This is a genomic window from Pseudomonas sp. ML96, from assembly GCF_000761545.1.
Classification (GTDB): Bacteria; Pseudomonadota; Gammaproteobacteria; order Pseudomonadales; family Pseudomonadaceae; genus Aquipseudomonas.
On sequence record NZ_JPMY01000041.1, the window covers coordinates 119,418 to 131,763 of the forward strand.

A 12,346-nucleotide genomic window follows, 5' to 3' on the forward strand; every position below is an offset into this window, starting at 1 on the left:
CGCACGCGCGCCCAGCCCGCGCCGTGGCCGCAGCGCGATAACTACTCATAGCGGCCTCTTAGGCCCGTCAAACCGACAGCTAGCGGCTGCTGAGCAGGCTGGCGGTCCTGCTGAGGCTGTCGAGTGGGAAGGGAAGAGGAGGGCGGAGCGGAGGCGTTGAGCTGGCCTTGGCCTGTAGTGGCTCCAGGCAGACGATCCGGCTTGGTGTCATCGAAGTAACCGTTCTCGACCATGTCCATACAGGCGTCGAATGGGATATCCATGCGACTGCCTTGCTGGCTGAGGCAAGAACAGCCGTGAAGCTGGCCACGACGGTTACCCAGCTTGAGAGACTTGCGACGGGTGTTAATGATCTCTTCTGACTTTGTCGCGTAGCAGCTGGGCTTGGGAAAAGACTGAGGCGCTGTCAGCTGGTCGTAAATCGGAGCCGAAGAAGGCACACCAGCGATGCGCGGCGTGCGATCGGCAATGTACTGCTCAGTCGTGACGTGCAGCAGCTCAGGGCCTGCGATCGACGGCAAGCCGAAGCCGGACTCAACTTTCGCAACTTGCTCGACCTGTGCGGCGGGCTCAGCAGGCGCAACTTTCTCGTCATAGCGATCCTTGAGCCGGTAGACCAGAACAGCGCCGATCAGGAGACACGCGCCGAGGACGTACATAGCCTTCGGTGCCGTGAACTTCATGTGATGGGCCGTGCCCTCTTTCACCGACTCATAGGTGCCGAAATAGGCCTTGTCGATGGTGATGCGGATGGACTCGCCATTCTCAAAATTGAGCTTGTTGCTGTTGACGGTTAGCTCAGGCTTTTGGAATTCCCAGCGCTTAATCACCTTGCCGCCGAAACCGCGGTGATAGTGGACATGCTTGTTACACAGCTCACGCATGTGGGCGTCGATGAGCTTCGGGCTCTGCGTGATGGCATGAAGCTCATGGCCATCCTTACGCATGATTTCTAGACGGCTGGCGTAGTCAGGAACCTTGGAACCCTGAGAGCGAACACGGAACCATGTCTGCGCCTCATCGATCACGATGATCGAGTTAGCAGGCAGCTCAAACCACTTGGTTGGATCGTCAAAGGGGCGCCAATCCGCCTTGAGAATGGGGTGCCCAGGGTTTAGGCCTGTGATATTGCAATAGAAGACCGTACGCCCCTCCCTGGCCGCTTTCAGGTCGACTTCCTTGATGGTGTTTAGGGTCTTGCCGTTGCCTTGGAGGCCTGTGCGAAGGACGAACATGCATCAGCCTCCTATCGAGCCAATACCGGTCTTTTTGCCGGTACTGAGATTCACGCCCGAGAGCGCTGCTCGAGCAGCAACAGCAGAAAGGACAATGTTTACGGCAACGTCGACCTTGGCCAATCCGAGGATGGCGAGAATCTCGCCAGGAAGGCCAGTTATCTCGCCGATCAGGTAGGTTTTTACGCCAGCGAGCAGCACGGTGATGCCTATGTAGCTGACAGCACCAATGCCAAGCGACGTGAGCACCTTGGCCACCAGTGGGCCAACAATGGCACTGAGGAACATGAAGATTGCGGGCATATCAGTTTCCTCCGAAGGCACGGCCTACGTAGTGGGCGAAGAAGAGTGATGCGCTGAAGACGAACAGGTAGCCCATGTACGAGGCGTACTGGCAGATCGGCGACCAGCTGATGCTGATCGACTTGCCGATAGAGTGGAGATACACGGTACGGTCGGCGGGGCATGAAGAGCCGAGCCAACGACCAGCAGAGGCGCCAGAAAAGAGACTGGAAACGTCGACCTCTGCCTCTTGTAGCTGGTACTCAGCCTTTCCGGCCTCGGCCAGCACGGAGCCTTTCTGAGTGTCCCAATCCATCGAGCAGCGCATGGCTTTCTGTTGGCGAAGAATCGCGCAGTCGATGGCGTCGCCCTCGCAACTCAAGCTCGCACTACAGGCATCACCGGAGACCAGGCGCTCTACTTCCTCGCCCTCTTCTTCCTCTTCTTCCTGGGATTCATCTTTCCCTGGCGTAGAAGGATCATCGCAATGGTCGCCCTTACACTCCGTTGAGCCGCCAGTTTGATTACCGTTGCCATCAGTTGTACTGGTCGAAGTATTCGTAGTGGAACTTGAAGAGCAATTGCCAGCCTTGCACTTGGTTGTATCCGTCTTGCTTTCGGTGGTAGTGGTTTTACCGCCGTCAGGGTTATTAGTTACGTCAGTCTTATCGGTCTTTGTGGTGTCCTTAGATTCAGGAACATAATCCGGATTCGTGCAGTGCAAGCCTTGTACGCCGTTAACATTCCCGACAGCGCAGTTAGAATCAGCAAATTGATTTTTATTGCTTTCACTGACGCAAGTGTGTGAGGTAACGCCGTTCGTAGTCGTGGCAGGAGTACAGTTTTGACTTGAACTAGATGACTGAGGTGGCGGCGGGACACATTCAGGGCCTTCGCAGCCATCAACATTGCCGCCATTGGAAGCCTGCTGTGGATCACCGTTATAAGTGCCGCCGCCCCAACAACCAAACTTGCCTGTTTTGCCGTCAGTGCCGCATTCCAAGGAGCCTACTTCACTACAAACATCTAGTGCGCAGCCATCTTGACTTGTAGTGCAGTAAATAGGGTTGGCATCATATGCTTCCTTTGAAGCGAACTCCTTTGTCCAAGTGGTGTTCTGCCCCTTTTTTGCAGCGCAGTTCAATGGGTCGTTGTACTTACAAACGCCGGTTTGAGGGTCAGGCTGCTGCAATGGGTTAGGGCAACTATCGCCGCTACGAAAAGCACCAAACGTATAACCCTGGCCGGAATAACCGTTTTTATCTGCCCAGGTGCATATAAATTGATTTGGCTGATTAGCAACCGGAGCTACAGAAACAAGGCTGTTTGCGCGATTCGCTGCGGCAGCGTTGTATGCAGCAATCGCAGCAGAACATGCAGCGGCAGGACTATCACCGGTGCGTGTGTAGGCATCAAACCTAGCGGACCAACTATAAACCGCAGCAAACGATTGTGATGATGCGAAAGAAACAATGGCGAGACATATAGCTTGAACATAACGAGATAGTTTCATGCCTATATCCGCCCAAACAGTGCAAGACCAAAACAAATAACACTGACTACAAGAACAAACTCAGCGGAATTAAGTCCGAACATATATCCACCCCGAAAAATAAACCCCGCCGGAGCGGGGTTCATGGCCGGCCAGCCGTTGCGTTAAACGCCGCGACGGAGGTACTTCACCGCAGCGATGGCGATGATGATCAGAAGGCCGAGGGTGGCCAGTTCGACCGCATCGGTCTTTGCGGTCGCCATCTCGGTCTCTACGGCCTCCGGAAGAGCGGCGTAGGCTTGCTGGGTCATGAGCAGGCCAGCTGCGGCAGCGGCACCGATGGAGCGTTTCAGGGTCTGGAAGCGTTGTTTCATGAGTAACTCCTAGGGAAGTGCTTTCTTGAGTGCGATGACGCAGAACACCCCAACGAACATGGCCAAGGCCCAGTCGCTAAGCTGAAGTGCTTCATCGGTGGACAGGCCCTCATCGGGCACTGTTTGGAGCGTGCCAGCGCACAGCAGATAGCCCTCTGCGGACTGTTGCCATGTGCCGTCACACGCGATCAGTTTGCGCATCAGCGGAGCACCTGCGGGAGGCGGCCACGACTGATGCCTGTTTTGATCAGATCGGAGAGCGCCAGGGCGAGCTCAGGAGTCAGAACATCGGCCGAGCCAGAGGCGGAGCACTCCGGGCAGAAGTGCTGCTCACGGTCGGACTGGACGTGCAGAACGCCCATCTCACGAGAGCAGCCGTTACAGATGATCCGGCCATGAGTGATCACAGCGGCGCCCTCCGGTTAAACCTTGGGCTCAGCTTGGGCAGCGGGCTTGCTCGGCTGCTGCTGTTGCTGGCGGGGCTGTTCTACGAGGGCCTTGGTCAGTACCTGGGTGTTGGTGGTTTTGCCAAAACGGTTGGTGATCGGGCGAATCTGGCTTTCGAACTTGAGCGAGGTCGGGCCGTTGCTCAGGTCGATTGCATCGAGCACGGAGGCATCAGCCGCATACTCGGTGACCTCATAGCCTTTGCCGTTGCCGTTGGCACCTTCCGGAATGGGGGAGAGGGCCTGCACAGAGGCACGGACTTCGCCGGTTTCTTTGTTGGTGTAGAAGTCGGTTTTGATCACGAACAGCGAGGTGATCGAAGTAGCAGCGGGAATAGCAAACGACATGGCTTTCTTCCTCTTGGTTGCCCTCAATGGGCGGTTTTGCCTTTGGCCTCTCTTGGCTATCTGCCTTGGCCTTTGGCGTTGTTCTTTGGCCCCTTTGGCGACCCCTTACGGGGCGGGCTCTATTCGCTTTGCTCACCGGGCCTAAGGTCCCGGCCCTTACGGGTTTCGATCCCTGTCGCTCTTGCTCTCCGAGCGCCACCAGCAACAGCTAAAACCGCTTCCCTCTGCCTCAAGCTCAAGGGCGGGGGTTCCCCATCCCTCACCCCTCTGCCATCTGCGGTCGCGGGCGGACCGTAGCCCTACACCTGACCCCTGCAAGGGTCCGCTACGCCGCTACGCGCCCTTGCAGGCATCAGGCTTCGGGCTCCTGTGGTCCTGCGACCGACGACGATGGCGACGGGGCGGGGGATGGGGCAGCAGCGGTGACTGAAAGTCCGTCAGGGCAACCAGCCTCCAGCCACTGAGCCAGCACCAGGCCACCGAGAGTCCAAAGGTCTGTTCCACGGTCATGAGCCTCTTGCGTCAGTGCGAGGCGCACGGAGGCGGGGGCGGTGACGTAGAAACGAACGTCTTTGTCTTCAACAGCGGCTTGGCGGGGCGGGATCATTGGTCAGTTACTCCAGTTGGAACGGCTCACGAACAGGAACGAAGGGCGTAGGCGGGCCGCTGTCGTACACACAGTTCCAGTACTTCGGGGGATGGCGCGCGGGCGTGTGTTTCGCGCATGTAAAAGCCGGTTTCGCTCGCCATATTCCATCGACCTTGGCTAGAGACGCGGGGCGGCATTGGTCGCAATGTGTGGACGGGGAGTGCGCGGGTTCCATCGGTACGCGACGGGACCAGCAGACAGAGCAGTCGCAGCTCACGGCGTGGGGCTGGCGCAGATACTTGCTCATCATGGATGGCCACCTCGGTTACTCCTCTTCCAGCAGCTGGCGGGTGAAGAGAGCAACGTTGACCATCAGGCGCTTGCCGATCTTTTTGGTAGGGATGTAGCCGCGTTCAAGCCACGCTTTAGCGACTCCAGGCTCATCCCCCATGCCGATCCAATCTACGAACGTTTCCCAAGGCATTACCGGGGGCGCGCCGTACAGCATCTGAGGATTGATCCCTTCCAACATGGTCCGCATTACTCCACTATGTTCAGCTTTACAGGCCACCCTGTACGGACACCCTGCATTACTAGCTACTTAGTAAAAATTACTAACTGGCGAGCAGTATGCCATAGTGGCTACTCAGTACAATCTACTTAGTAGAATTTATTGGAATGATAAGAGACCGGCTTATAAGCCTTTTCAACAAGGAACGAACCAGCGCTTGGTTCGAGAAAGAGACGGGCATCGATAGGTATCGCTGGGGAAATATCCGCAGCGGCAAAGCGCGTTTATCTGACGCAGAGATTGATGCGGTCGTTGGCGTATTCCCGCGCTATGCCCTTTGGCTGGCTAGTGGCCAAATTGCGCCAGAATGCGGTCAGACAAGCCCCGAGTACGACGAGGCCCATTCAAACTTGCCCAATCAAAGCGCGGGATAGCCATTACTCAGGAAGTAGCTAGGCGCTGGCACGCCCGGAAGGAATGACAAGGATGAAAGCAGACTGGGACGACGCACCAGACCACCTACGCCGGAAGGGTCCCGGCATCAGTCCGATCGTTATCGCCTACATAGGCGCTACTGCCATTGCAGCTGCCTTCTTTATCGGGTTGGCATACTGGCCTCACTCAACACCAGTACCCACAGAGCCCGAACCATATAAGCCGAAATATGACTTCAGCGAGTCTGCGGAGCCCACTGGTCCGACAGCTGAAGAGCTGTTCTGGAAAGACCAAGAGCAGCGTAAGCAGCAAAACCAGCCCAGACAGACCGTTTTCAATGACAACAACTACACGCCAAGAGGCGCCGACAATGTCGTCAGCACGGAAGGGATAAGGCAGTCTGCTGCATACCAGAGCCCAATTCGGCAGGAGAACAAAACGGTAAATCGCACTGTTGAGCACGAGAGCGAGTGGCTAAGGGAGTGGAGTGGCGAGGGGCTGTTCCTGGCCGAATGGATTGCGGTGAACAACTCAATAGATGGCCGATCGGTATGCGCCAACCACAGGCGCGGATCAATCGAGTATCGAGAGTGCCGGAAGGCAGCCAAGCAGCACTTCCATGACCAATGCAAAGCTTGGCGTGCGCGATACGACAGCGACAGAGAGGACGGGAGCTACAGAATGCAGCAGCGGTTTTGCTCTGCGGCAAGAAGCTTCAGCCCCATGGGTTAGTGTCGAAAATCTGTCGAAAACACAGCTGAAAGTAGCCGCGCAAAGCCCGCCAATACATTGGTAAATGTCTGATTCCCCTGACTATTGCGTCAATATGCGGGATAATGCGCAGCGTCGCGGAAGGCTATAAACTTTCCGCACTTTACGGAGAGTCTTCCGGCGATTCGCAAGAACCGCCGTCCAGTGCATGAAACCTGTTCAGCTTCCCCTAGGCGTGCGTCTGCGTGACGACGCCACCTTTGCCAACTATTACCCCGGCGCCAATGCTGCGGCCCTCGGCTATGTCGAGCGGCTGTGCGAGGCCGATGCCGGCTGGACCGAAAGCCTGATCTACCTCTGGGGTGGCGAGGGTGTCGGGCGCAGCCATCTGTTGCAGGCGGCCTGCCTGCGTTTCGAGCAGCGCGGTGAGCAGGCGGTGTTCCTGCCACTGGCCGAAGTGGCCGAGTACGGCCCGGAGCTGCTCGACGGCTTGGACCAGTCCGAGTTGGTCTGCCTGGACGATCTGGACGCGGTGGCCGGTCGCGAGGATTGGGAGGAGGCGTTGTTCCACCTGTTCAATCGCCTGCGCGATTCCGGTCGACGCCTGCTGCTAGCGGCCACCGTGTCGCCGCGCGAGTTGCCGATCCAGCTGCCGGATCTACAGTCGCGCCTGACGCTGGCGCTGGTATTCCAGCTGCATTCGCTGTCCGACGAGGACAAGCTGCGCGCCCTGCAACTGCGCGCATCGCGGCGTGGCTTGCACCTGACCGACGAGGTCGGCCGTTTCATCCTCACCCGTGGCGAGCGCAGCATGAGTGCGCTGTTCGAGTTGCTCGAGCGTCTCGATCAGGCCTCGCTGCAGGCCCAGCGCAAGCTGACCATTCCTTTCCTCAAGGAAACCCTGGGCTGGTAGCCCAGGGTTGACGCCTTACTCGCCCGCCAGCTTGCGGTCGTGCTGGAACTTCCAGCGCACGTAGAGCAGGGCGCTGCAGAACAGGCTGAAGCTGATCACCGTCTCCAGTACGCCGAACAGGGCGCGGGCCGGGTCGATGGCGGCCAGTACGCCCTGGATGAAGTAGATATTCACCACGAAGCAGGCCCAGGCGTGGGCGCGGGCGTTGCCCAGCAGCAGGCCGGGAGCGAGCAGCAGCAGCGGTACCAGCTGGATGCTCAGGACCACCCAGATACGTGCGCCGTGCAGGTCGGCGAGGGTCAGGTTCCATACCAGCAGCAGGAGCATCAGGGCGAAGAAGCTGAACAGGCTGAGGGCGCGGCTGAGTTTCAGGCGCGGGGCCAGCCATTCCAGGCTGGGCAGGGGCTTGGGCGTTTTAGCCACGTGGGGTCTCCAGTTTTGCGGCGGTGGCCGCCAGGCGCTGGCCGAGGGCGCGGCACAGGGCGATTTCGTGTTCGTCGAGTTTGCGTTTGCCGTCGGCGCCGGCATGGTGGCTGGGGCCATAAGGCGTGCCGCCGCCACGGGTCTCCAAGAGAGCGCCTTCGCTGTAGGGCAGGCCGCACACCAGCATGCCGTGGTGCAGCAGTGGCAGGAGCATCGACAGCAGGGTGCTCTCCTGGCCGCCGTGCAGGCTGGAGGTGGAGGTGAACACCCCTGCCGGCTTGCCGACCAGCTCGCCGGTCAGCCACAGGCTGCTGGTGCCGTCGATGAAGTACTTAAGCGGTGCGGCCATGTTGCCGAAGCGGGTCGGGCTGCCCAGCGCCAGGCCGGCGCAGTTCTTCAGGTCGTCGAGTTCGACGTAGAGGGCGCCGTCCTCGGGAATCGCCGGGGCCGTGGCCTCGCAGTCGCTGGATACCGGCGGCACGGTGCGCAGGCGCGCCTCCAGGCCGGCCATCTCCACGCCGCGGGCGATCTGCCGGGCCATCTCGGCCGTGGCGCCGTGGCGGCTGTAGTAGAGCACCAGGATGTAGGGTGCGCTCATGCCAGCAACTCCAGTACCTTCTCCGGCGGCCGGCCGATCAGCGCGCGATTGCCGGCGATCAGAATCGGCCGCTCGATCAGTTTGGGATGGCTGGCCATGGCGGCGATCAATTGCTCGTCGCTGAGGCTGGCATCGGCCAGGTTCAGCTCCTTGTACTCGTCCTCGCCGGTGCGCAGCAGCTCGCGTGCGCCTATGCCCAGCTTGGCCAGCAGCTCGCGCAGCTCATCGGCGCTGGGCGGAGTTTCCAGATAGCGCACCACGTTGGGGGCCAGGCCGCGAGCTTCGAGCAGCTCCAGCGCGCCGCGCGACTTGGAGCAGCGCGGGTTGTGGTAGAGGGTGAGGTCGGTCATGACAGTGCCCATTGGCGAATGAGGGCGCTATTCTAGCCGCCTAGAAGGCATAACGGGCTAAGGAGAGGGCATGCGACAGCGGTTGGCTGACTGGTTGGAGTTCTGGCACTTCCTGTTGCAGCGTTTCCTCGCCGATCGCGCCATCAACAGCGCCGCGGCGCTGACCTACACCACGCTGTTCGCCGTGGTGCCGGTGATGACCGTGACCTTTGCCACGCTCTCCGCGGTGCCGGCCTTCCAGGACACCGGTGAGCAGATCCAGAGCTTCATCTTCCGCAACTTCGTGCCCTCATCCGGCGAGACGGTGCAGCAGTACCTGCGCGAGTTCACCACCCAGGCGCGCCACCTCACCTGGGCGGGTGTGGCGCTGCTTGCGGTGACCGCATTCTTCATGCTGGTGACCATCGAGAAGACCTTCAATGCGATATGGCGGGTGCGCCAGCCGCGTCGCGGCATCTCCAGCTTCCTGCTGTACTGGGCGATCCTCAGCCTGGGACCATTGCTGCTGGGCGCCGGCTTTGCCGTGACCACCTACATCGCCTCGCTATCGCTGCTGTCCGGGCCCGATGCAGTGATCGGCGCCAAGACATTGCTCGGTTTCGCGCCGCTGTTGTTCAGTACGGCGGCCTTCACCCTGATCTATTCGGCGGTGCCCAACGCCCGGGTGCCGGTGCGCCATGCGTTGCTCGGCGGGCTGTTCACCTCGGTGCTGGTGGAAGTGGCGAAGAAGATGTTCGGCCTGTTCGTCAGCCTGTTCCCCGGTTACCAACTGATCTATGGCGCCTTCGCCACGGTGCCGCTGTTCCTGCTCTGGGTCTATCTGTCCTGGCTGATCGTGCTGTTCGGTGCCGAACTGGTGTGCAACCTGTCGGCCTCGCGCACCTGGCGTCGCCAGGCGTTGCCGCGCCTGCTGGTGTTACTGGGCATCTTGCGGGTGTTCCATGAGCGCCAGCAGCGTGGGCGTACCGTGCGTCACCTGGATGTACAGCGCCAGGGCTGGCGGCTGCCGGAGAGCGAGTGGGAGGAGTTCATCGACTTCCTCGAGCGCGAGCAACTGATCTGCCGCACCAGTGGCGACACCTGGGTGCTCTGCCGCGACCTCGAGCACTACAGCCTGTATCGCCTGATCAGCCACAGCCCCTGGCCTCTACCGCGGCCGAACCAGTTGCCGAACGAGCTGAACGAGGCCTGGTATCCAGAGCTGCGCGAGGCATTGGAGAGGCTGTACCAGGAGCAGGAGACGTTGTTCGACGGCAGTCTGGCGCAGTGGCTGCGGGGCAGGGATAGCGCTTGTCAGGAGTGACGAAAAAGGTCAGTTTAGGGCGAGGCGCAGCGGGCTCAGTGACGCTGCGAATGCGCTGAGGCGCAATAAATATCGGCCCGGGAAGGCTGGCATGCTTCTAGCAATTACCCAGCTATATGCTGGCAGACTGCTAGCGGCCTGAATGACTCAGGGAAGTCGAGTGGATGAGCAGTAGCAAGAACAAGATAGTGCCGTTGCAGCCGCGGGATTCCGAGGAGGCGCTGGAGCGGCTCAATCGCATCACTGGCCTGCGTTTCGTACGTTGGCCGCAGTCCCTCGCGGCGCTGGCGCGCCAGGCCGCCGAAGAGGACGAGCCGGCGAAGCCGAGCTCGGTGGTGCGTTTCGGCGTCTACTGAGCGCAGAAAGCAAAACCCCCGCCGAGGCGGGGGTTGTAGTGAGCCGAGAGGATCAGGCCATTGCCTGGCGCGAGGCGCTATCGAGCATCTCCACAGCCTGCACGAACAGTTCTTCGACTATCAACGTCTGCGCCGGTACGGCCGAGCGCAGGCGCACCTGCATTTCCTCGATCTTGGTCTTCATTGGCAGGCGCGCGATGCCGGAGAGCATCACCTTGTTGTGCACGTTGACCTTGCCGTGGTCCACCGCCACTTCGCGCACCTGGCTGCCGTCGCGGTAGCGCACCATCAGCGATACCGGCAGGTTGGCCAGGCCCGGTACGTGCAGCCAGACCGCCACATTGAACTCGCCGACACGTCCCTCGTATGGCGTCACGCTCAGACGCGCGCTGTTGACGATGCTGCTGGGAACGGGACCGATCAGCTTGTCATTGGCTTGGGACATGTAGGCTCCGGCAGAACTCATTGGTATAGGAATGCGCGGATTATAGGCAGCGGGCCCGCCGGGAAACTGTGCACTGCGGCTTCGGCCGGCGAGACCTGTGTCGCAGAACCTGGCTGAATGCTCAGGCCAACCGCAAGGGATGGCGGATCACCGTGGGTGTGCTGAGATTGGCCTGTGGCAGCGGTAGTACGGCCTGGTTGTTGACGTTGGCCAGTTGCAGCCAAAGGTTCTCGCCCTCGACGAACTGCCCGCACGGCAGCCACAGGCCGTGATGCCAGCCGGCGCCAGGTTCCGGGGTGCTCTGCAGCACGCCGGGGTGGGTCTGGGCACTGGGGGCGCGACGCAGCCACACTGCGCGCGGCAAGCCCTTGAGGTAGCGCAGGCCGAGGTGCAGGCCGAGCTGGTTGAGGTGGCGCCAGCGCACCAGTGCCAGGGTCGGGGTGCCGCTATGCGGCAATACCAATACAAGCTGGCCGACCGGCAGTTGCTGGCCGAGGTCGGCGTGGCAGAGCAGGCGTGCGCCACCGGGGCTGGCGTCGAGCATCTGTGCCGCGCTGTTGCTCGGGCGCTTCTCCAGCAGTTGGGCATGAATCGCCGGCAGGCCGATCACCAGGCTGCAATCGGCGCTGAAATCCGCGCGGGGATGGCGGCGCTGCTGACGGCCGAGCCAATGGGGGCGAACCCGTTCCAGCAGCTCGCGCTCACGTGCGCTCTGCAGTGGTGCGGGCTCATGCAGGGCGACCAGTAGTGCACCCAGTTCCAGGCGGCGCAGGTATTCGACCGACCCAGTGGCTTCACTGTCGTAGGGCAGGCAGGGCAGCGACTGGCTGAGGTCGATCAGCGGGCCTTCCGCCTCTTCCTCGTCATCCCAGGGCAGCAGTCGGGCCAGGTCGGCGAGGGGGGTGAGGGCGCCGAACAGCACTTCGCATTCGCCCTCGGCGAGATGGAACGGGTTGCTCAGGGCCAGCACCAGCATCTGTTGGTAGAGGCCGCGCAGAGAGCCGGCCGGTGCGGGTTGGAAGGGCGCGGCCACATGTTCGTCCAGGCAGCCCTGGTGCTCGGCGATCCAGTACAGCAGATGGCTGTCGCTCCACAGCGAGGCCGGTGGCTCCTGGTAGCGCTGGTAGTTGCGCATCAGGCTCTGGGCGAGGAAGTGCTCGGCCATGTACAGGCACCAGGCCAGGTGCGGACGCGATGGCTGGCGGCCCTGGAGTATCTGCAGCAACAGGCGCTTGAAGCCGGCGGCCAGCTCGTCGCACAGATGGACAAACAATGCCGAGGGCGCCGCCCCGCTGCGCAGCCCGCTGCAGTAGTGGCGGTATTCCTCGCAGAAGCTTTGCAGGGCGCGCTGCCTTTCCAGTAAGGTCATGGCGCTGCGATTGAGCTGGAACAGCATGCTCAATACCTGCGAGAGACCGTCCTCGTAAGGCTGTCGACGGGCGTCGGCGAGCCTGGCGTTGAGGTCGGCCAGCGGTGTCGCATCCTCGTCGAGGATGTCCGGCACTTCCAGGCGCAGGGCATCCAGCGTCATATCA

Annotated in this window: 17 protein-coding genes; 4 read left to right on the forward strand and 13 right to left on the reverse strand. The window is 60.9% G+C overall.

The genetic code is table 11. The features are described 5' to 3' along the window. Positions 1 to 41: 41 nt before the first annotated feature. From IP89_RS19915 to IP89_RS19945, 8 genes are all read right to left on the reverse strand, one after another. Complete coding sequence (locus IP89_RS19915; RefSeq protein WP_043311465.1) at positions 42 to 1,235, reverse strand: zonular occludens toxin domain-containing protein; 1,194 nt, start codon at positions 1,233 to 1,235, stop codon at positions 42 to 44. Positions 1,236 to 1,238: 3 nt separating this feature from the next. After that, positions 1,239 to 1,538 carry a DUF2523 domain-containing protein gene (locus IP89_RS19920; protein WP_043311466.1) on the reverse strand — a complete coding sequence of 100 codons (300 nt, stop codon included), beginning with the start codon at positions 1,536 to 1,538 and terminating at the stop codon, positions 1,239 to 1,241. A gap of 1 nt (position 1,539) precedes the next feature. Beyond that, positions 1,540 to 3,030 (reverse strand): virulence factor TspB C-terminal domain-related protein, encoded by a 1,491-nt coding sequence (locus tag IP89_RS23435; protein WP_156115090.1) that lies wholly within the window; start codon positions 3,028 to 3,030, stop codon positions 1,540 to 1,542. Positions 3,031 to 3,173: 143 nt separating this feature from the next. Beyond that, positions 3,174 to 3,383: a major capsid protein gene (locus IP89_RS19930; protein WP_043311467.1), complete on the reverse strand. Its 210-nt coding sequence runs from the start codon at positions 3,381 to 3,383 to the stop codon at positions 3,174 to 3,176. Between the two features lie 9 nt (positions 3,384 to 3,392). After that, entirely contained in the window at positions 3,393 to 3,584 is a 192-nt protein-coding gene (locus IP89_RS19935) for a hypothetical protein (protein WP_043311468.1), read from the reverse strand. A gap of 221 nt (positions 3,585 to 3,805) precedes the next feature. Next, entirely contained in the window at positions 3,806 to 4,177 is a 372-nt protein-coding gene (locus IP89_RS19940; protein WP_052081150.1) for a hypothetical protein, read from the reverse strand. Positions 4,178 to 4,791: 614 nt separating this feature from the next. Further along, positions 4,792 to 5,076: a DUF5447 family protein gene (locus tag IP89_RS23570; protein ID WP_081963325.1), complete on the reverse strand. Its 285-nt coding sequence runs from the start codon at positions 5,074 to 5,076 to the stop codon at positions 4,792 to 4,794. Between the two features lie 15 nt (positions 5,077 to 5,091). Then, complete coding sequence (locus IP89_RS19945; protein ID WP_371261968.1) at positions 5,092 to 5,298, reverse strand: DNA-binding protein; 207 nt, start codon at positions 5,296 to 5,298, stop codon at positions 5,092 to 5,094. Positions 5,299 to 5,763: 465 nt separating this feature from the next. Here IP89_RS19945 and IP89_RS19950 point away from each other — a divergent pair, with 465 nt between their 5' ends. Both IP89_RS19950 and hda read left to right on the forward strand, forming a co-directional pair. Then, positions 5,764 to 6,444, forward strand: coding sequence for a hypothetical protein (locus IP89_RS19950; protein WP_043311470.1), 681 nt, complete (start codon positions 5,764 to 5,766; stop codon positions 6,442 to 6,444). 187 nt (positions 6,445 to 6,631) lie between these two features. Then, positions 6,632 to 7,336, forward strand: coding sequence for a DnaA regulatory inactivator Hda (gene hda / locus IP89_RS19955; protein ID WP_043311471.1), 705 nt, complete (start codon positions 6,632 to 6,634; stop codon positions 7,334 to 7,336). A gap of 15 nt (positions 7,337 to 7,351) precedes the next feature. Here the strand turns inward: hda and IP89_RS19960 are convergent, their stop codons facing one another. The 3 genes from IP89_RS19960 to arsC are packed head-to-tail and all read right to left on the reverse strand — an operon-like array spanning position 7,352 to position 8,707. Then, on the reverse strand, positions 7,352 to 7,759 hold the full coding sequence (locus IP89_RS19960; RefSeq protein ID WP_043311472.1) for a DUF2069 domain-containing protein: 408 nt from the start codon (positions 7,757 to 7,759) through the stop codon (positions 7,352 to 7,354). Then, positions 7,752 to 8,357 (reverse strand): NAD(P)H:quinone oxidoreductase, encoded by a 606-nt coding sequence (gene wrbA / locus IP89_RS19965; protein ID WP_043311473.1) that lies wholly within the window; start codon positions 8,355 to 8,357, stop codon positions 7,752 to 7,754. Before wrbA ends, IP89_RS19960 begins: the two co-directional genes overlap by 8 nt. Beyond that, positions 8,354 to 8,707, reverse strand: a complete 354-nt coding sequence (gene arsC, locus IP89_RS19970; protein ID WP_043311474.1) for an arsenate reductase (glutaredoxin) — start codon at positions 8,705 to 8,707, stop codon at positions 8,354 to 8,356. Before arsC ends, wrbA begins: the two co-directional genes overlap by 4 nt. Positions 8,708 to 8,777: 70 nt before the next feature. Here arsC and IP89_RS19975 point away from each other — a divergent pair, with 70 nt between their 5' ends. Beyond that, the gene (locus IP89_RS19975; protein ID WP_043311475.1) at positions 8,778 to 10,010 is read left to right on the forward strand and encodes a YihY family inner membrane protein; all 1,233 of its coding nucleotides are present in this window, start codon (positions 8,778 to 8,780) and stop codon (positions 10,008 to 10,010) included. 164 nt (positions 10,011 to 10,174) lie between these two features. Continuing rightward, positions 10,175 to 10,366: a hypothetical protein gene (locus tag IP89_RS19980; RefSeq protein ID WP_043311476.1), complete on the forward strand. Its 192-nt coding sequence runs from the start codon at positions 10,175 to 10,177 to the stop codon at positions 10,364 to 10,366. 52 nt (positions 10,367 to 10,418) lie between these two features. On the opposite strand, the gene IP89_RS19985 is transcribed toward IP89_RS19980, so the two are convergent. Then, complete coding sequence (locus IP89_RS19985) at positions 10,419 to 10,811, reverse strand: hypothetical protein (RefSeq protein ID WP_043311477.1); 393 nt, start codon at positions 10,809 to 10,811, stop codon at positions 10,419 to 10,421. A 121-nt stretch (positions 10,812 to 10,932) separates the two neighbouring features. Continuing rightward, positions 10,933 to 12,342 (reverse strand): PilZ domain-containing protein, encoded by a 1,410-nt coding sequence (locus tag IP89_RS19990; RefSeq protein ID WP_043311478.1) that lies wholly within the window; start codon positions 12,340 to 12,342, stop codon positions 10,933 to 10,935. Positions 12,343 to 12,346 lie beyond the last annotated feature (4 nt).

Coding starts and splice junctions, on each gene's coding strand:
- arsC (WP_043311474.1), bottom strand. CDS start 8,707: ATGACCGACCTCACCCTCTACCACAACCCGCGCTGCTCCAAGTCGCGC.
- IP89_RS19985 (WP_043311477.1), bottom strand. CDS start 10,811: ATGTCCCAAGCCAATGACAAGCTGATCGGTCCCGTTCCCAGCAGCATC.
- IP89_RS23435 (WP_156115090.1), bottom strand. CDS start 3,030: ATGAAACTATCTCGTTATGTTCAAGCTATATGTCTCGCCATTGTTTCT.
- IP89_RS19950 (WP_043311470.1), top strand. CDS start 5,764: ATGAAAGCAGACTGGGACGACGCACCAGACCACCTACGCCGGAAGGGT.
- IP89_RS19980 (WP_043311476.1), top strand. CDS start 10,175: ATGAGCAGTAGCAAGAACAAGATAGTGCCGTTGCAGCCGCGGGATTCC.
- IP89_RS19930 (WP_043311467.1), bottom strand. CDS start 3,383: ATGAAACAACGCTTCCAGACCCTGAAACGCTCCATCGGTGCCGCTGCC.
- IP89_RS19945 (WP_371261968.1), bottom strand. CDS start 5,298: ATGTTGGAAGGGATCAATCCTCAGATGCTGTACGGCGCGCCCCCGGTA.
- hda (WP_043311471.1), top strand. CDS start 6,632: ATGAAACCTGTTCAGCTTCCCCTAGGCGTGCGTCTGCGTGACGACGCC.
- IP89_RS19975 (WP_043311475.1), top strand. CDS start 8,778: ATGCGACAGCGGTTGGCTGACTGGTTGGAGTTCTGGCACTTCCTGTTG.
- IP89_RS19990 (WP_043311478.1), bottom strand. CDS start 12,342: ATGACGCTGGATGCCCTGCGCCTGGAAGTGCCGGACATCCTCGACGAG.
- IP89_RS19920 (WP_043311466.1), bottom strand. CDS start 1,538: ATGCCCGCAATCTTCATGTTCCTCAGTGCCATTGTTGGCCCACTGGTG.
- IP89_RS19935 (WP_043311468.1), bottom strand. CDS start 3,584: ATGCGCAAACTGATCGCGTGTGACGGCACATGGCAACAGTCCGCAGAG.
- IP89_RS19940 (WP_052081150.1), bottom strand. CDS start 4,177: ATGTCGTTTGCTATTCCCGCTGCTACTTCGATCACCTCGCTGTTCGTG.
- IP89_RS23570 (WP_081963325.1), bottom strand. CDS start 5,076: ATGATGAGCAAGTATCTGCGCCAGCCCCACGCCGTGAGCTGCGACTGC.
- wrbA (WP_043311473.1), bottom strand. CDS start 8,357: ATGAGCGCACCCTACATCCTGGTGCTCTACTACAGCCGCCACGGCGCC.
- IP89_RS19915 (WP_043311465.1), bottom strand. CDS start 1,235: ATGTTCGTCCTTCGCACAGGCCTCCAAGGCAACGGCAAGACCCTAAAC.